This is a genomic window from Oceaniferula spumae, assembly GCF_042849255.1.
Classification (GTDB): Bacteria; Verrucomicrobiota; Verrucomicrobiia; order Verrucomicrobiales; family Akkermansiaceae; genus Oceaniferula; species Oceaniferula spumae.
Window position 1 is genome coordinate 2,299,866 of record NZ_AP026866.1, and the last position, 14,586, is coordinate 2,314,451.

Sequence of the window (14,586 nt, forward strand, 5' to 3'; positions counted from 1 at the left end):
TTTATAAATACGCCTTCGGACGCGGTGACTCTATCGTACCAATTCCATTTCCGCCAGTGCTGCCACAAAAAATAGTGGCACAAGGAAATACCTGTGTAACGCTAAAGCAATTGGAAACCCAAATTTTAAAAATGATCTTAAAGCGATTAAAATCCCGAAGCCTCTCTGCTCTCGCATGCTTGATTTCGCTGGCTGCGCTGAGCGGACTGCACGCAGCTCCTACCATCACCAGCATTGATGAGCTCAAGGCCCTGCAGAGCAAAATCAAACTCGTCTCGCAAAAAGTCATGCCCGCGACGGTGTCACTGTTTTCCGCCAAAAACGGAGCCTCCGGCAGTGGTGTCATCGTCAGCGAGGACGGGCTAATTCTGACTGCAGGCCACGTGGTTCGCGGAGCCGAGGAAATGACTGTCATCATGCCCGACGGCAAACAAGCTAACGGCAAAGTCCTCGGCGCCAATTACACCCGCGATTCCGCCATGATTCAGATCATCGACGGTCAGAAGAAATGGCCCTATGCAGAAGTTGGAAATTCCAAGGACCTCTCAGTAGGTGACCTGGTGATCGCCATCGGCCACGCAGGCGGGTATGACGCCGTTCGCACCCCACCGGTCAGGTTCGGCAGAATGGTCGCCCGCGGCAGTAATAGCTTCATCACCACTGACTGCACACTAATCGGTGGCGACAGTGGAGGCCCTCTGTTTGACCTCGAAGGACGTGTCATCGGAATTCACTCATCCATTGGCAACTCCCTCTCGGCCAACAACCACGCCAGCATCGAAGGATTCATCGAAGACTGGGACAAACTGAAGGATGGAAAAACCTGGGGCCGTCTCGGTGGTGGCAGCATGGATGATCCTGACTCACCGGTCATCGGTGTCCTTACCGGCGACTCCGAGCGAGGTGGCATCGCCATCCGCAATGTCTTCGGAGGCGGGCCAGCTGCTGATGCTGGACTGCGCGACGGAGACGTCATCCTCAGCATCAACGGCCGTCGCGTGACCAATCTGCGCGCACTGCACGCTGAAATTTTCAGACACAAACCCGGCGACGTCATCCTCGTGCGCGTCGCACGTGGCGAAGAAAACATCACCCGTAAGGTTAAACTGGGCCGTCGCGGTGATTTCCAAGAATAACCACCCATCATATTTCACCTATTCAACATCTCTCAAAACGCTTCCAACCCTATCGCCTCATGAAACATCCATCACGCCTCATCGCCATCGGACTTCTCGCTTTCAGTTTGCAGGCCTCGGCCCAGCGCGGACTGCAGATGCCTGATCCCATCGCAAGGCTCACCCCTGCACAGAAACAAGCTCTCTCGGATCAGGCCGACGGTTTTTTCACCGCTGCCAAACCCGCCGTTGCCACAGCTGCCAAGAGCACCGTCAGCGTTCTCTACCGTGGGCGTCGACTCTCTTTCGGCACGGCTATCAGCGAGGACGGCAAGATCCTTACCAAATGGAGTGAAGTGGCACCTGCCAGCCAAGGGTTGGTGGTAAGAACGCCCAATGGCACCAACCATGCGGCGATTGTCACCGGCGTCTACAAGGAGCACGACCTCGCCATTTTGAAATGCGACGCGCAGCTAACTCCGATCGACTGGTTTGGAGCCGCGCCTCCCGAACTCGGTGAATTTATCGCACTGGCTAACCCAGCTGGCGAAGTAGAAGGCCTCGGCGTTGTCAGCGTCAAGTCCCGCAGCCTTCGCGAGCGCGATAAAGCTTACCTCGGAGTCATGATGGACTTCACCGCCGTCGGCAAAGGTGGCATCCCTCTGAAACAAGTCATGGCCGATTCCGCTGCATCCAAAGCAGGTCTGAAAAACGGCGACGTCGTACTCGCCATTGATGACAATAAAATCCAAGGCGCCATGGAAATGCGCAATATCCTCCAGCGCCTCGTGCCGGGTTCTGAAATTCAGGTCCGCTACCGTCGTGGTGAAGAGGAACACGATACCAAGGTGCTTCTAGGCTCCCGCGCCGATTCCGAAGACATTCGCCGTGTCCCTCAAGCCCGCATGTCAAAAATGCAGCGCATGGGTGCCGTGCCCAGCAAGGTCCGTGAGAATTTCCCCAACGTGCTCCAGTCAGACATGGCCATCGAGCCCGATGACACCGGAGCTCCTGTGGTCGACCTCGAAGGTAAAGTCGTGGGAGTCACCATCGCCCGTGGAAGTCGGATCAAGACTTACATCATCCCAACCACTACCATCCTGGAAATTCTCGCTACCAAGCCGATTCCTTACACACCCGATCTAGCTGCGCAGATTGACGCCGACTCCCGGAATCGTGCCCAAGCTCAGGTAAATCCTCGGACTCGGGAAGGAAACCGTAACACCTCCGAGGAGGATGAAAGCCCAGTGGACAAGGTTCGACGCCATATCGACGAAATTGGTCGCAATCAGAAAGCCACGCAAGACAGCCTTCGTGAAATCGAGGATGCGCTGCGCCGGCTGGATCGTGAAAACCGCAGAAATCGTTAAAAACTGACTTCGAACACCTACTCTGGCGCAAAACAATCCGCAGCTCCGTAATAATTTTTTAAATTGTTTGATTGCCTTAAGCCCGCACTCAAGCCCACTATCACGCCATGGCGAATGCAACCAACGTCCTCGCAAACGGAATCGAAATTACAGGTTCCATCAAGTTCACCAATGACATGGTCATTGATGGTAAGATCGAAGGTGAAATCACTTCTGAAAAAGGAAAGATCACCATCGGTGAGAATGCCTTCGTCAAAGGTGATGTCAAAGCCGGTGAAGTGAAGCTCTTTGGTAAAGTCAAAGGCACCATCACTTCCGAGCGATGCGAACTTAAGACCAAGTCCAAACTCGACGGTGACATCAAAACCAAGATGCTCAGCATGGAGGAAGGGGCCGTTCTTTCCGGTCGCACTGACATCGGCAGCTAAACCGATCTTATACAATCCCAATCGAAAGCAACCGGAGCCTCACCGCTCCGGTTTTTTTGTGCCCGCAACTATTACCTATCACCGGTGTTTATCATCCTGCAGCGGAAATCTCACAACCAACCCAATACAAGATGAAAACGCCAAAAAGAAAACTAACAAAACATCTAACAAAAACAGCAGCGGTTGCGCTCACCCTCTGCCTCCTTAGCAATGTGAATGCGCAACGCCGTGGCCCTGTCGGCCCACCCAGAGGCGGTGGTGGAACAGGTGTAACCGATGCCCCAGTTGCCAGACATTTCGACATCAATGAACTTGGCTCCGTGCGCGACAAGTTCGCCGCCTATAAAAAGCTCAACTTCGAAGGCGCTGGATTCTATACTAAAAATGACCGTGAACTCCGTGTGGCTCACACTAAAACCTACCTACTTATCCGGAACAGCCTGATTGAAGATCGCCTCGAGGAGGATACAGGCCGTAACGCCACGGCAGCCCTGATGACCATCGGACAAGAGGCCAAAAAACTGCTCGTCGACAAAGAAGCTCTCAGCGATGAAGACGCAGAAAGTATCCTTGGGAAAATCCAAGCATTGGCCAAGCGAATCGAGGGTGCTCGTTTAAATAAAATCAACGCGGATACACTCACGCCCAAGATCAACGAACGGCAGGTGACGATGGAAGAGATCTACCTCTTTGCAGTCGATCGCAATACCGCAAGCAAGGGACAGGCCGCCACTCTGCGACGCCACCTAACAAGTCTCGAAGACAAAGAAAGCCGGGCTAAGACCGACAGCAGTGTCAGCGACCGTGAACGCGAAAAGCTCGTCGAAGACACCATTGATGTATGGCAAGCCTTCGTCCGCGTTCTCAAACCCTAAGCTTTGGTAATCAGGCGAGAGCCTCAACCAACTCGATCCACTCTTCCCCCAGTTTGTCCTGACCGGCAGGCTGGGGTTTTCCGGCTTCCCTATACCAGTATCCGGCATTGGGGAGGTCACCTTCCACGCGGTGGAGGTGGGCATGGATCCATGCGCCTGCAGTGCCCTCGACTTTCTGGCACAAATCGTGTGCCTCTTCCCAGCGTCCTGCTCGGGCCAGCCATAGGGCGGTCAACGCTTCATTCAGCCCTGCAGGCGGATTGCCTCCACTGGATGCCGATTCAGCAAGTTCTTTTGAATTCATACTCCATCCTTACACTCTGTGCCGCTCTGTTCAAGCAGTAAGTCGTAGTGTGGAAAAATACAATCTCCAGTAAGCTCACACTGACTGAATAGATAAATTTCAGTTCGAGGCAACCTCGCCGCTTCGCCATGAACACGAGCAACTATCAGATTGTCACGGTCATACATACCTGACACTTTGAGCAAGTTCTAGTTTTCAGACACCACCCATCATGCTCAAGTCTCTCATTGCTCAGTTACTCGCTGCATCCTTCTTAGTCACCAGTGCCCAAGCTGAGATTGCCGCTACCACCCCATCACATGCAGGGAAAAAAGATTCCGCACTCGACCCTGAGAAACAGATATTAAGCCTTAGCTCTGTCGCAGGTAAAAAGAGTCAGAACACGCAAGTCAAAATATCTAACAAGTTACCCTCGGACATTCCCACCACATGTAATATCATTGGCAAAGACGCCGAATTTTTTTCCATTGTTAAGTCACCAAAGAAAATTTCCGCAAACAGCTTTGGTGTGGTGGAAATAGCTTTCAACTCTGGAAAAGAGCAAAGACTCTACAGCGCAGTCTTACAGATAGGAACCACTGAGGGAGGCTGCATGATCCAACTCCAAGGGGTGGGGCTCGCAGCGTTCGAGGGGAAAAACGAACCTCCGCTTCAGCAAATAGTAAACGCCTTGGGCATCGCCATGGATGTCGGCGGGAAAACACTCTCGCTGAATAGTAAAAAAGCAACGATAGGCGACAGCGTAGCCGCCTCTTACTTCCGTGTGGCCAAGGGTGCCCACTTTCACATTACCCCGATCGCCCGCTTCTCCCCTCCTGGCAAAGTACCCGTGGGTTTGATTTTCAAAGGATCTGATAGCAAACAAGGGATCGGTCAATTGGTAGCTTCATCCAAAGACTTTCCGGATGCCCATCAATGTTTGTTTCCGAAATTCATCGGTCATCAACGGTCCATTCAAACCGTACCAACACAACCTGTCTTCGGTTTCTACATGGAGGGGCATAAGTATGTTTCTGTGACCGATCCTACTCGTCAAAAAGGAGCCCCTATCATGCACACAGCGAGAATCTACCCAGTCAAAAGCATGCAAGGCCGGAGCATGAAAAACGCTTGGCTACTCGGCTTTGAGGAAGCTTCTAACGGGGACTACCAAGATGCCGTATTTCTGCTGGAAAATGTCATTCCAGTTACGGCGAAAGATTAACGTGTTCAGACCTCTTCCTCGTCCAGCTCACGTTCGACTTCAGTCATCGCTTGCTCGGCATTGATCACTCTGGCGTAGCGGTCTTTTAAAGTTTTCAGACTGGCCTCTTGAAGCTCCGGAGTAACCGTTGTGCAGCAGTCCTCCACCATCGTTACGAAGTAACCTAGATCGCAAGCATCGCGCACTGTGGTCTCAACGCACTCGTTGGTATAAACACCCACCACGTAGAGCGAACTGATGCCCATGTTATTGAGCACGTAGTGAATGTTAGTGCTGGAAAAAACACCACTGGCAGTCTTGTTGATGACGATTTCATCCCCGACTGGTGCCACTTCCTCTAGAAAACATGCATCCCCCGAGCCAGGGGCCGCGTGCAGTTCCAGCCGCTTGTGTCCTTTCGACCGATCCCTACCGTCTTTGGTGAGTGACTGGATTCTAACATGAATCACTTCAAGTCCGTGACGACGGAAGCAGTTCTGGAGGTTGTGCACATTTGGCAGCACTACATCACGCAGTTGGCCGAAGTAATACTCCATCTCCTCCATCGAAATAGGAGAGTTCTCCCTGTCCTTAAAAAGCCCGAATCCCTCTGCCGCGTCAAGATACTGCATATCAATACACAACAGGGCGGTGTCCTGATTACGCAAGTCACGCTTACGTTTTGGGTTTTCAACGAATGACTCCCGGTAGACGGGCGTCAATGGGTCACTGTATTCTTCAGGGCTCATGATGATTGGGTTCCTAGTTTGTGCAAAGCATGTAACATCACATTGGCTCCAGCCTCAACATCTTCCCAAGCTGTCCACTCGGCTGGGGAATGGCTCACTCCGCCTTGGCTCGGAACGAACACCATCGCCATGGGAGCGATACGTCCTATCACTTGGGCATCATGCGCGGCGCCACTCAGCATCTTAATAGCGCGAAGCTCCAAGTTCTCGGCTGAGCTGGCTAATAGTTCGACCAATGACGTATCACAGTCCACCGGATGGATCTCACCCTGGACACTGAACTCAAACATCAAGCCTCGCCGACGCGAAATGGCAGCCAGTGCTTTCTGAAAAGCCTGCGAGAGTTCTTCGAGTTTGGCAGGGCATGGATCTCGAAAGTCTAACGAGAACTCGACGTTACCGGGCACCGAGTTCGGCGCTCCCGGAAGCACCTCCGCCTTACCGATGGTGGCTCGACTGTGCTCATCGCCGTTTTCTTCTAAAATACGCGGAATTTCATGGGCGAAGTCAGCCAAGCCCATCAAGGCATCTTTGCGGTAGCTCATTGGCGTGGTGCCTGCATGATTGGCTTCACCGCTAAATTTCAACGACCACGATCTCAGCCCGGTGATGTTTTCCACGATACCAACCTGTAATCGCTGTTCATCCAATACCGGACCTTGCTCAATATGCAGCTCTAGATAAGCCGCGATATCTTCCGCAGGGCGACGAGCATCCAGCGCTTTGATCGGATCTAAACCTTGTTCTAACATTGCGTCGTAAAGCCGGACTCCAGAGAGATCAACGGATCCTTGAAGGCGTTCCACATTGATCATTCCGGTGAATGCCTCGGATCCAAAGGTGCCACCAAAGCGCCCCTCCTCGTCACTGAATGCAATGAGCTCGATGCTGCGTTCTAACGAAACTCCGGACTCTTTTAAAATGCGAAGACATTCCAGGCCGACAACCACTCCGAGTGTGCCGTCTAGCATGCCCGCGCACGGAACTGTGTCGATATGGGACCCCACAAAGACTCGAGGTGTGTCTTCAGTTCCCTCCAAGATACCAGAAATATTGGCTGCACCATCAGAATCGCTCTTTAGCCCAGCGGCATCGATTTTACCCAGTAGCCATTGTTTAGCCTCCATGTCAAAATCGGAGAAGGCCATACGGTATATCCCCCTATCTTGCTCATTGCGACCGATCGAGGCCAGAGCGAGAATATCTTCTTTGATCCGCTCGATGTTGACACGTAGTTCGTTCATGAGGATATAAACTGTCGGTGAAGAATGTGCAGGGTAATCAGATGATTTAGCAGAGTGTCCTTGCGCACCAAAGAGGTGGCATCGCTATCATTTCGATAGTCTGTTAGGAACCGACTCACCTTTTCAGGTGAGCATATTCCCGCATCAGAGACTGTCTCGTCATTGAGATACTGGCTAACCAATTCCTCTACTTTCATCTGCTTCTCCTTGTCGGTATGGGCGGGAGGTGCCATGAAGGCAAACTTCTCGCGCTTATAAAGAACCTCGGGCAGCACACCTTTGACTGCTTCGCGGAGGATATGTTTTTCCACATTACCTTTGATACGCAAATTCGGTGGCACATCCACCGCTGCAGCTGCTAGATGATGATCAAGAAAAGCGGGACGGGATTCCATTGAATTTGCCATGTCGACCCGATCGCCGCCCCAATTAAGGATCTGACCTTCGAGCTGACACTTTGACCAAGTGTATTGCGCCTTATCCAACGGGTGCCGCCCATCAAGCATGTCCTTATCCAAGCGTGAGGCGATTTCCTCGATAGGGTCATACCCTTGCAGCTCGTGTTGCAAATCATCTGACAGCAGCGGACGGGCAAGATCGAGGGTATCCATCCAAGGTTGCAACCATGATGGAGTGAATCCGCAGAGTTTTTCCCATGCCGGATGACTACGCTGATTCTCTGCCAGAATGGCACCTTTGAACAGCGAGTTGGTTTTCTCCAAAGCCTGTTGATACTCCGCCCTAACATGGTCTGGCTCATGAGATAAGCCGTGCAAAAACATGTCTCGTTTCAGTGCAGGATAACCCGCGAACAATTCATCCGCCCCCTCACCGGTGATCACACAGCGGTAGCCGGAATCCCAGACTCGTTTTGACATCAGGTTTTTGGCAACTCCGAGAGTGTTGTAGAATGTCCTCTCTGCGTGCCAGACGGTCTTCACATAATTCTCCCCGTAAAGATCCGCTGCCTTCAAATTGATCACCTCTTGGTCGGCTCCCATGGACTCTGCCATCTGCTTGGCAATCGGCGCCTCATCGTAATTGGTGTCATCAAATGAGATGGTGTATGCTTTGGTAGGCGATTGCATCGCGCCCGTTGCCAATCCGAGGATACAGCAAGAATCAATCCCCCCCGATAGGTAGCAGCCCACCGGAACATCCGCCTCGAGCCTCAACACAATGGCTCGGATCAACTCCTCTCGGATACGCTCGACGTGTTCTTGCTCATCAACTTTGCTTGGTCGGTCATCCTCATAAGGGAAATCGTAGTCCCAGTATCGCTGCTTTAGAATATCGAGCTTGCCGTTGCGTTTGCGAATTCTCAGGAAGTACCCAGGATCCAGCGAGACGATGTTTTCAAAGGCACTCATGCCCGGGGCGATCGTCTGCATCAGCTGGTGTAAGGCAGCCTTACCATCCAACTTCGCCGGCACATCAGGATGGGCCAGAACTGATTTGGCTTCGGAACCGTAGACGATTTTTGTCTGATCGGGAGACACCCAATAAAATAGAGGACGAACGCCAAATCGATCACGCAATAGAATCAATTCATCCTCACCCTTGTCATAGAGCGCGAAAGCAAATTCACCACGCAGGTGCTTTGTGAAATCGAGTCCGTATTTTCGGTAGAGCCCTATGGCTATTTCAGAGTCCGACTTTGTATAAAATCGATCCCCCTCCGCCATTAGCGTCGCTCGATGCTGCTTGAAGTCGTAAAACTCACCATTGGTTGTTAGAACATATCTACCATCCACCGCATGCAACGGCTGGCAGCCGCCCTCAAGGTCGTTGATGGCAAGTCGGGTGTGTCCCAGGGCAACACCACGGTTTCGTTCGACATACTGACCGTTGCCATCGGGGCCCCGGTGTACAATGGTCTGGAGCTGACCTTCTAGCAGGTCAGGAGTATTTTCTGGAAGTGGTTTGGCTGAGAAATGGCCGGCTATTCCGCACATAGATTATTTCAAGTTCATGGGTTTGAGTTCGCCGAAGTCAGGCAGGGTATCGAGCCTACCTAATACGGCCATTAGCAGTGCCTGGCGGATGAATACCGCGCCGTGCGCCTGCGAGAAGTAGAGATTGTGCTGGGTCTTATCCAGCGAGGTGTCGAGTTCGTCGAGACGAGCCAACGGGTGAAGGATCACAGCGGACTCCTTCAATGGACTGTCCGAATTCAGCTTATATCGGCTGTCCATCGACTTGTAGGAATCGCCAAGAAAGGCGATCGAGTTCATGTAAATCACATCGAGGCTTGGCAGGTGCTCCCTAACATCATTTGAGACTTCGTATTCGATATTAGCCTCTTTGAGTTTTTCGATGACATCATCGCCGAAGGGGTCAGCCATTTCAGAGATCACCGTCACCTTGCCAATGTGATCTTTGAAATGCAGAGCCATGAGTAGGTAAGATTTCACCGCTCGCATGGATCCCGGCGTGCCCAAAATTCCGAGATTCCACTTGGTATCACCTTCTCGGAATGGTTCTGCCAGCGAGGGTTTCCATTTCAAGAGCGCGAACCAATCCGCCAATGCTTGGGTGGGATGCTCGCCTGAGCCATTACCTGCATTGATCAATGGGATGCGCAAATTTTCGAGGATTTGTTCGGGCGAATCTGTATCGGTGTGACGCATGATCACGATATCGGCATAGGCGTTAAACATCTCGCCGATGTCTGCCAGCGATTCGCCTTTGGCTTGGCCCGTCGTTTTACCATCGGCAATGGAAATCACCTTGCCGTCCAGACGAAGGATCGCGCTTTCAAAGCTTGTTCGAGTTCTTGTGGATGCTTCAAAGAAGGCCGTCACTGCTATCTTTCCATCAAGTGGATGATAGGGCCACACTTCGATTTTCTCTAACACTGCTGCTAGTTTGCAAAGCTCAGCCACTTGGCTGTAACTGAACTGGCTGGCATCAAGAATGTTTTGCCCTTCGAGTTCCTTTAAAACATCAAAATCGACAGGATTATCCACAAACAAACCTGAGGGCTCTGGGCGTATTGCTTCAGAGTCCTCTGGGGGATCAATATTTGAGGTGATCTTATTTTTACGAATCGGGTCGTCTGACTTTGAGTCCTGCATAGTATTTGTTATGTTAGAAATTACCAGAGAGTTCCTTTAATCCAGTCGCGTATCAGCAATGCCACCAGCACAAGACCGCCGATAGCGGTCCAGGCCAGTGCAACAACAACAAGGATGTGAATGAACGATTGCGTAAACATGATTAGTTAGATGTGGCTACCGGATGTAGCTCATAGGAGTGATTCGGCCTGATGTATCGGGCGCCAATGGTGAAGATCATTGAAACCCCGGCACCTACAAGCGATGCTGTGAACCAGCCGAGGAGGAAATACGCTGTCACACCCAGTACGGAGCCAATGACAATTCCGGCCAAGACGAGCGGTCTGTTGATTCGTTTCCAGAATAAGCCTGCAATCACTGGCCAAATCAAACTACCGACCAGCGGCCCTGAGATGAACAAGGCTTGAATAATCGGCCAGTGCGGCGCGGCTAACAGCCAAGCAAGTAATCCTACTCCGATAATAACGGCACCTGATACTTTCCGAAACCCTTGGTCTCCCAGTTTACCGCCCATAATTCCGCCATGAACATCTTTGATCAGCAGGTCAGAAGTTGCCGCTAACAAAGAATCGATGGATGACGCCATCGAGCAGAACAAGACAATCAGGATCAGCACACCTGCAATAGCGCCGAACCCCGCATTTCCCATCACAGCAGAAGCCACCACCGGGCCGGTCTGGTTGATATCTACGATATTGATATTCAGTGGCCCTGCGGCCAAAGCGATGAAGCCAGCGGCTATTGGGATGGGAAACCAAAGAAGGCCTGCAAGGAAAAATGCTTTCGGGGCAACATCCTTACGCATGGAAAAAGCCCGCGACCACCAGACGTTGTTGTGAAACACCTCACCGAAGCCGAACAACATGTTGTTAAACACAGCCAATAGCGCCGCAGGCATGATGACCTTCACCAACGAAGGCTGATAGGTTTTCAAATGAATGTAAGCGGCATCAAAATCCAGTTGGGTGGCAGTCAAAATACCAATGAATACAATGCCAACCAGAATGATCACACTTTGAATAAAGTCGGTGCCGATCACCGCATACATACCGCCAAAAAGCGTGTAGAGAATGCATACAGCCAAGATCAAACTCATCCCCTGAAGGAAAGGGATTCCTGCTAATGCCATCATCAGATCGCCTCCTGCGATAGCCATGCTCACCAGCCAAGATAGCGAATAAATCATGGTGATCAGTATGAATAACGTCCAGCCCACACGACCGTATCGCTGTCTGAAAAAGTCCCCAGCGGTCATTCCCTCCGGTAGAATTTTTCTGATTCGTATTGCGAAAAGGGCAAATAGTAAGAGCCCGAAGCTCGCCGTGGAATACGCCACCATACCCCACACACCCAGTGTCAGAGCAAACACGGGAGCCAGCATCGTTGTGTTCGATGTCACCCAAGTCGCCATGGATGTGGCGGATCCGAGTGATAACCCCACGCGGCGACCAGCTAACATAAAGCCCTCAGCGTTTTTCGCCTTTCTGCCCCAGTAGACTCCTAACAGAACCCACAGCAGTCCAAGACCTAGCACAATCGCCCAGCCAGTGCTCACAGAAATAGAAGATGCTACTACGATGTCGCTCCCCTTTCTTCACGGCATGTTCTGACAGCACCTATCACAATGGTGCCTATCGTTGCTAGAACGACAATTCCCCCAATGCTTAGCAGTAAATAAAGCTTCGATTCTGGAAAAAATGCCACCTCTACTCGAAGCGGATCTGACCATTCAGCACCGGCTTCTTTGACACGAAAAAAGTAAACACCTTCTGCCAATCCTGTGATGACTGAACCAGCATCGGTTCCCTGGTAACGCTGTGATGCCTCTTTAAAATCCTGGTCAGTAGACTGCTCCAAGATGACCTCGACTGTAGGATCTTTTTCCCATGCTAGTTCAATGGAACCGTTGTCTGAGACTTTGTTTTCAATCGCCGTACGATCCTTAAAATCGATCTGACTTGCCCCCCAGAGAGCCCCGCATGATAAAAAAGCGATGGCGAGTATAGGGAAAATGGCTCTGTGAATAAGGATCAGTACGTCGTGATTCTTGGCCCCCACTCAAACATCCCTCCACTACGATGCAAGGAGTTTTTCAATTTACCAAGATTCCTAACATCCCAATTAATGAGCCATAATTCATCTCAACACTGCCGTATCCTGTCCATAATCACCCGTCGACTTTGGTTTTCTGTTGTGGTGTATTTTCCCAGAAGCATGCTATCCACTCTAATAACCCTCACCTAACAAAGGTTCTCAATTCTCTGATGGCTAGCAACAATATCATGATTAAACGGAGACTCACAGGATTCCAAAAGTTGTGTCTCGGTGGGTTACTGATCTTACCGACTTTGGCTCTTCTGCATATCTCGATAGCCCGCATCGGCAGTCTGATCGCTGTTGCTGTAGTGTTCGGCGTTGCTCTACTTTTCTCGTGGATTGCATACCGATCGTGTGCGAGCGATAAAAACAAAGCTCAGACGAAGCAATGGCGGACCACGGAAGCTCACCTACACTTTTTAGAACTCATAGGTGGCTGGCCCGGATCATTCATTGCACAAAGACGTTATCGCCACAAAGTAGCCAAACAAAGCTATCAAGCTGTGTTCTGGATGATCATCGTGATCCACCAAGCCGTGTCGGCGGATTACCTCTTTGACGGTCCATGCTCCAGCTTCGTGTTGGATACACTTACTGGTTACGTGAAGAGTAGCTCCCTTTTCTGAGCAAGCTTGGATGCTACCCCAGACCAGTTCAGATGGCCTGAGGCGCGTTTAACTTACTCTTCTGACTTCGTCTCGGGCTGCTTTTTTTTGCCGCTCTTTTTCCCCTTTTGCAGAGAGATCGCCTCCTCGCGTGAGTAGATTTCCGCCACACGCAGGCTGCGCTTCGCCAGTTCACGAGCATCTTTGTCCGCAATCAATACGAGACCTTCTTCGCTGACTTCGCTGAGGAAAATTTTCCAGGCGCGTTCGGCCACCTTCTTGGTGTCGAGTTTGACCTTTGGCTCTGCAGGTGTGTCCTGTTGCCGATTATTGCCTCTTCCTGAACGGCCACGATTGCGGCGTCCCTGCTTTCTCGCACCATCACCAGATGGTTGGCCATCTGATTGGTTACCTTGATTTCCTTCTTTGGATTCACCGGACTGAGCATTGTCCTTCTCGGACTTGTTGCCTTTCGGCTGCATCTCTTGCTGACGATTCTCTTGCTGAGATTGGTCGGCATTGCTTTCCTTGGATTCACTTGGTGTGTCTTCCTTGGAGCGTGCGCTTTTTTTCTTAGCATTTTTACCAGACTTGCTGGCACGTGCTTTTTTAGCCGGTTTAGGCGGCGCGGGTGCGTCCTGTGACTCAGCGGATTTGGGTGCTGTGTCCGGTTGCTTGTCCGGGGCTGATGAGTCGGCGGAAGATTGTTCAGGGGCCGAGTTCGGCTCGCGAGCTTCCTTTTCCGGCTTCGGGGATTCGTCTGACATAAAATAGTTTTGGTAGACACCCAACTAATCACCGCAGGGAATTAAGTAAAGGGGAATGACTCACTCCCTCTGAAAGGAAGCTACCACCCATTTTAGAAAAACCACAAACATGAAAACCGGTCACTACCTAGCAGGCAAGGTTTATAGCTAGCCGAATAGCACAGCCGCCTACCAGTTCGTTATATCGTCTGCGTTGTAGTCCTCGCTTCCTCTTGGCCCTCCTTCCAGATCAGGACCGTATGACCAGAGATCAAAGTCATCTCCTGGATTCATCTCTCCAGGATTCTGGTAGCGAATCTCATTCCCCCAGGCATCCACAATGGCGTAATATCCATCGATTAGTTCCACGTTGCGTTGGCTGCCCTTCAACTCCGGATTCAAAACTCCCATGTAGACGTCCTGTCCCTCATCAGGTTTGCCATCCGGCTCCGCCACTATTGTGACTGCATGTGAATTAGAATCGATCGCCAATGCTCCATCGCCGTAGAGAGCGATATACACCTGCTCGCTGCTGCCTTCCTCGCCATTGCCAGAAGGAAAGAAACCATAGTCTGATCTATATTCGTCCAATCCCCGAGACACTCCCGCGATGAGAACTCTTGTGCGGTTCTCTGCTGCGACACGTTTGAAGTATCCGAATCCGCCTACCGTCATCGTGGCCAGCACTGCGATGATCGAAATAACAGTAATAATCTCTATCAGGGTGAAGCCGTTCGCGCGTCTGTAATGAGTCATTTTCATGGTAATATTGAGTGGTCTTTTCTCTAATTAA

15 protein-coding genes are annotated in these 14,586 nt (G+C 51.3%); 6 read left to right on the plus strand and 9 right to left on the minus strand.

What is annotated here, in order from left to right; genetic code table 11:
* Positions 1 to 131 precede the first annotated feature (131 nt).
* The 4 genes from ACSPJT_RS09520 to ACSPJT_RS09535 all read left to right on the plus strand — a co-directional run bounded on the left by ACSPJT_RS09520 (position 132) and on the right by ACSPJT_RS09535 (position 3,788).
* A complete protein-coding gene (locus ACSPJT_RS09520; protein ID WP_435896146.1) occupies positions 132 to 1,136 on the plus strand; it encodes a S1C family serine protease in 1,005 nt (334 codons plus the stop codon).
* Positions 1,137 to 1,195: 59 nt separating this feature from the next.
* Positions 1,196 to 2,485, plus strand: a complete 1,290-nt coding sequence (locus ACSPJT_RS09525; RefSeq protein WP_435896147.1) for a S1C family serine protease — start codon at positions 1,196 to 1,198, stop codon at positions 2,483 to 2,485.
* A gap of 107 nt (positions 2,486 to 2,592) precedes the next feature.
* Positions 2,593 to 2,913 carry a bactofilin family protein gene (locus ACSPJT_RS09530; protein WP_435896148.1) on the plus strand — a complete coding sequence of 107 codons (321 nt, stop codon included), beginning with the start codon at positions 2,593 to 2,595 and terminating at the stop codon, positions 2,911 to 2,913.
* Between the two features lie 131 nt (positions 2,914 to 3,044).
* Positions 3,045 to 3,788, plus strand: coding sequence for a hypothetical protein (locus tag ACSPJT_RS09535; RefSeq protein WP_435896149.1), 744 nt, complete (start codon positions 3,045 to 3,047; stop codon positions 3,786 to 3,788).
* A gap of 10 nt (positions 3,789 to 3,798) precedes the next feature.
* Here the strand turns inward: ACSPJT_RS09535 and ACSPJT_RS09540 are convergent, their stop codons facing one another.
* A complete protein-coding gene (locus ACSPJT_RS09540) occupies positions 3,799 to 4,092 on the minus strand; it encodes a hypothetical protein (protein WP_435896150.1) in 294 nt (97 codons plus the stop codon).
* A gap of 211 nt (positions 4,093 to 4,303) precedes the next feature.
* Here ACSPJT_RS09540 and ACSPJT_RS09545 point away from each other — a divergent pair, with 211 nt between their 5' ends.
* Complete coding sequence (locus tag ACSPJT_RS09545; RefSeq protein ID WP_435896151.1) at positions 4,304 to 5,296, plus strand: hypothetical protein; 993 nt, start codon at positions 4,304 to 4,306, stop codon at positions 5,294 to 5,296.
* A gap of 5 nt (positions 5,297 to 5,301) precedes the next feature.
* Here the strand turns inward: ACSPJT_RS09545 and ACSPJT_RS09550 are convergent, their stop codons facing one another.
* The 6 genes from ACSPJT_RS09550 to ACSPJT_RS09575 all read right to left on the minus strand — a co-directional run bounded on the left by ACSPJT_RS09550 (position 5,302) and on the right by ACSPJT_RS09575 (position 12,403).
* Positions 5,302 to 6,024, minus strand: a complete 723-nt coding sequence (locus ACSPJT_RS09550) for a cysteine hydrolase family protein (RefSeq protein ID WP_435896152.1) — start codon at positions 6,022 to 6,024, stop codon at positions 5,302 to 5,304.
* Entirely contained in the window at positions 6,021 to 7,268 is a 1,248-nt protein-coding gene (locus ACSPJT_RS09555; RefSeq protein ID WP_435896153.1) for a Zn-dependent hydrolase, read from the minus strand. The genes ACSPJT_RS09550 and ACSPJT_RS09555 overlap by 4 nt, the downstream gene beginning before the upstream one ends.
* The gene (asnB, locus tag ACSPJT_RS09560; RefSeq protein WP_435896154.1) at positions 7,265 to 9,223 is read right to left on the minus strand and encodes an asparagine synthase (glutamine-hydrolyzing); all 1,959 of its coding nucleotides are present in this window, start codon (positions 9,221 to 9,223) and stop codon (positions 7,265 to 7,267) included. Before asnB ends, ACSPJT_RS09555 begins: the two co-directional genes overlap by 4 nt.
* Positions 9,224 to 9,226: 3 nt before the next feature.
* Positions 9,227 to 10,345 (minus strand): aspartate/ornithine carbamoyltransferase family protein, encoded by a 1,119-nt coding sequence (locus ACSPJT_RS09565; RefSeq protein WP_435896155.1) that lies wholly within the window; start codon positions 10,343 to 10,345, stop codon positions 9,227 to 9,229.
* Between the two features lie 142 nt (positions 10,346 to 10,487).
* Complete coding sequence (locus ACSPJT_RS09570) at positions 10,488 to 11,900, minus strand: sodium:solute symporter family transporter (protein ID WP_435896156.1); 1,413 nt, start codon at positions 11,898 to 11,900, stop codon at positions 10,488 to 10,490.
* 17 nt (positions 11,901 to 11,917) lie between these two features.
* Positions 11,918 to 12,403: a hypothetical protein gene (locus ACSPJT_RS09575; RefSeq protein WP_435896157.1), complete on the minus strand. Its 486-nt coding sequence runs from the start codon at positions 12,401 to 12,403 to the stop codon at positions 11,918 to 11,920.
* A gap of 224 nt (positions 12,404 to 12,627) precedes the next feature.
* On the opposite strand from ACSPJT_RS09575, the gene ACSPJT_RS09580 reads away from it, so the two are divergent.
* Positions 12,628 to 13,068, plus strand: a complete 441-nt coding sequence (locus tag ACSPJT_RS09580) for a DUF1294 domain-containing protein (RefSeq protein WP_435896158.1) — start codon at positions 12,628 to 12,630, stop codon at positions 13,066 to 13,068.
* 53 nt (positions 13,069 to 13,121) lie between these two features.
* On the opposite strand, the gene ACSPJT_RS09585 is transcribed toward ACSPJT_RS09580, so the two are convergent.
* Together ACSPJT_RS09585 and ACSPJT_RS09590 are read right to left on the minus strand one after the other, a co-directional pair.
* Complete coding sequence (locus ACSPJT_RS09585; protein ID WP_435896159.1) at positions 13,122 to 13,814, minus strand: hypothetical protein; 693 nt, start codon at positions 13,812 to 13,814, stop codon at positions 13,122 to 13,124.
* Between the two features lie 168 nt (positions 13,815 to 13,982).
* Complete coding sequence (locus ACSPJT_RS09590; protein ID WP_435896160.1) at positions 13,983 to 14,555, minus strand: type II secretion system protein GspG; 573 nt, start codon at positions 14,553 to 14,555, stop codon at positions 13,983 to 13,985.
* Between the last annotated feature and the right edge of the window lie 31 nt (positions 14,556 to 14,586).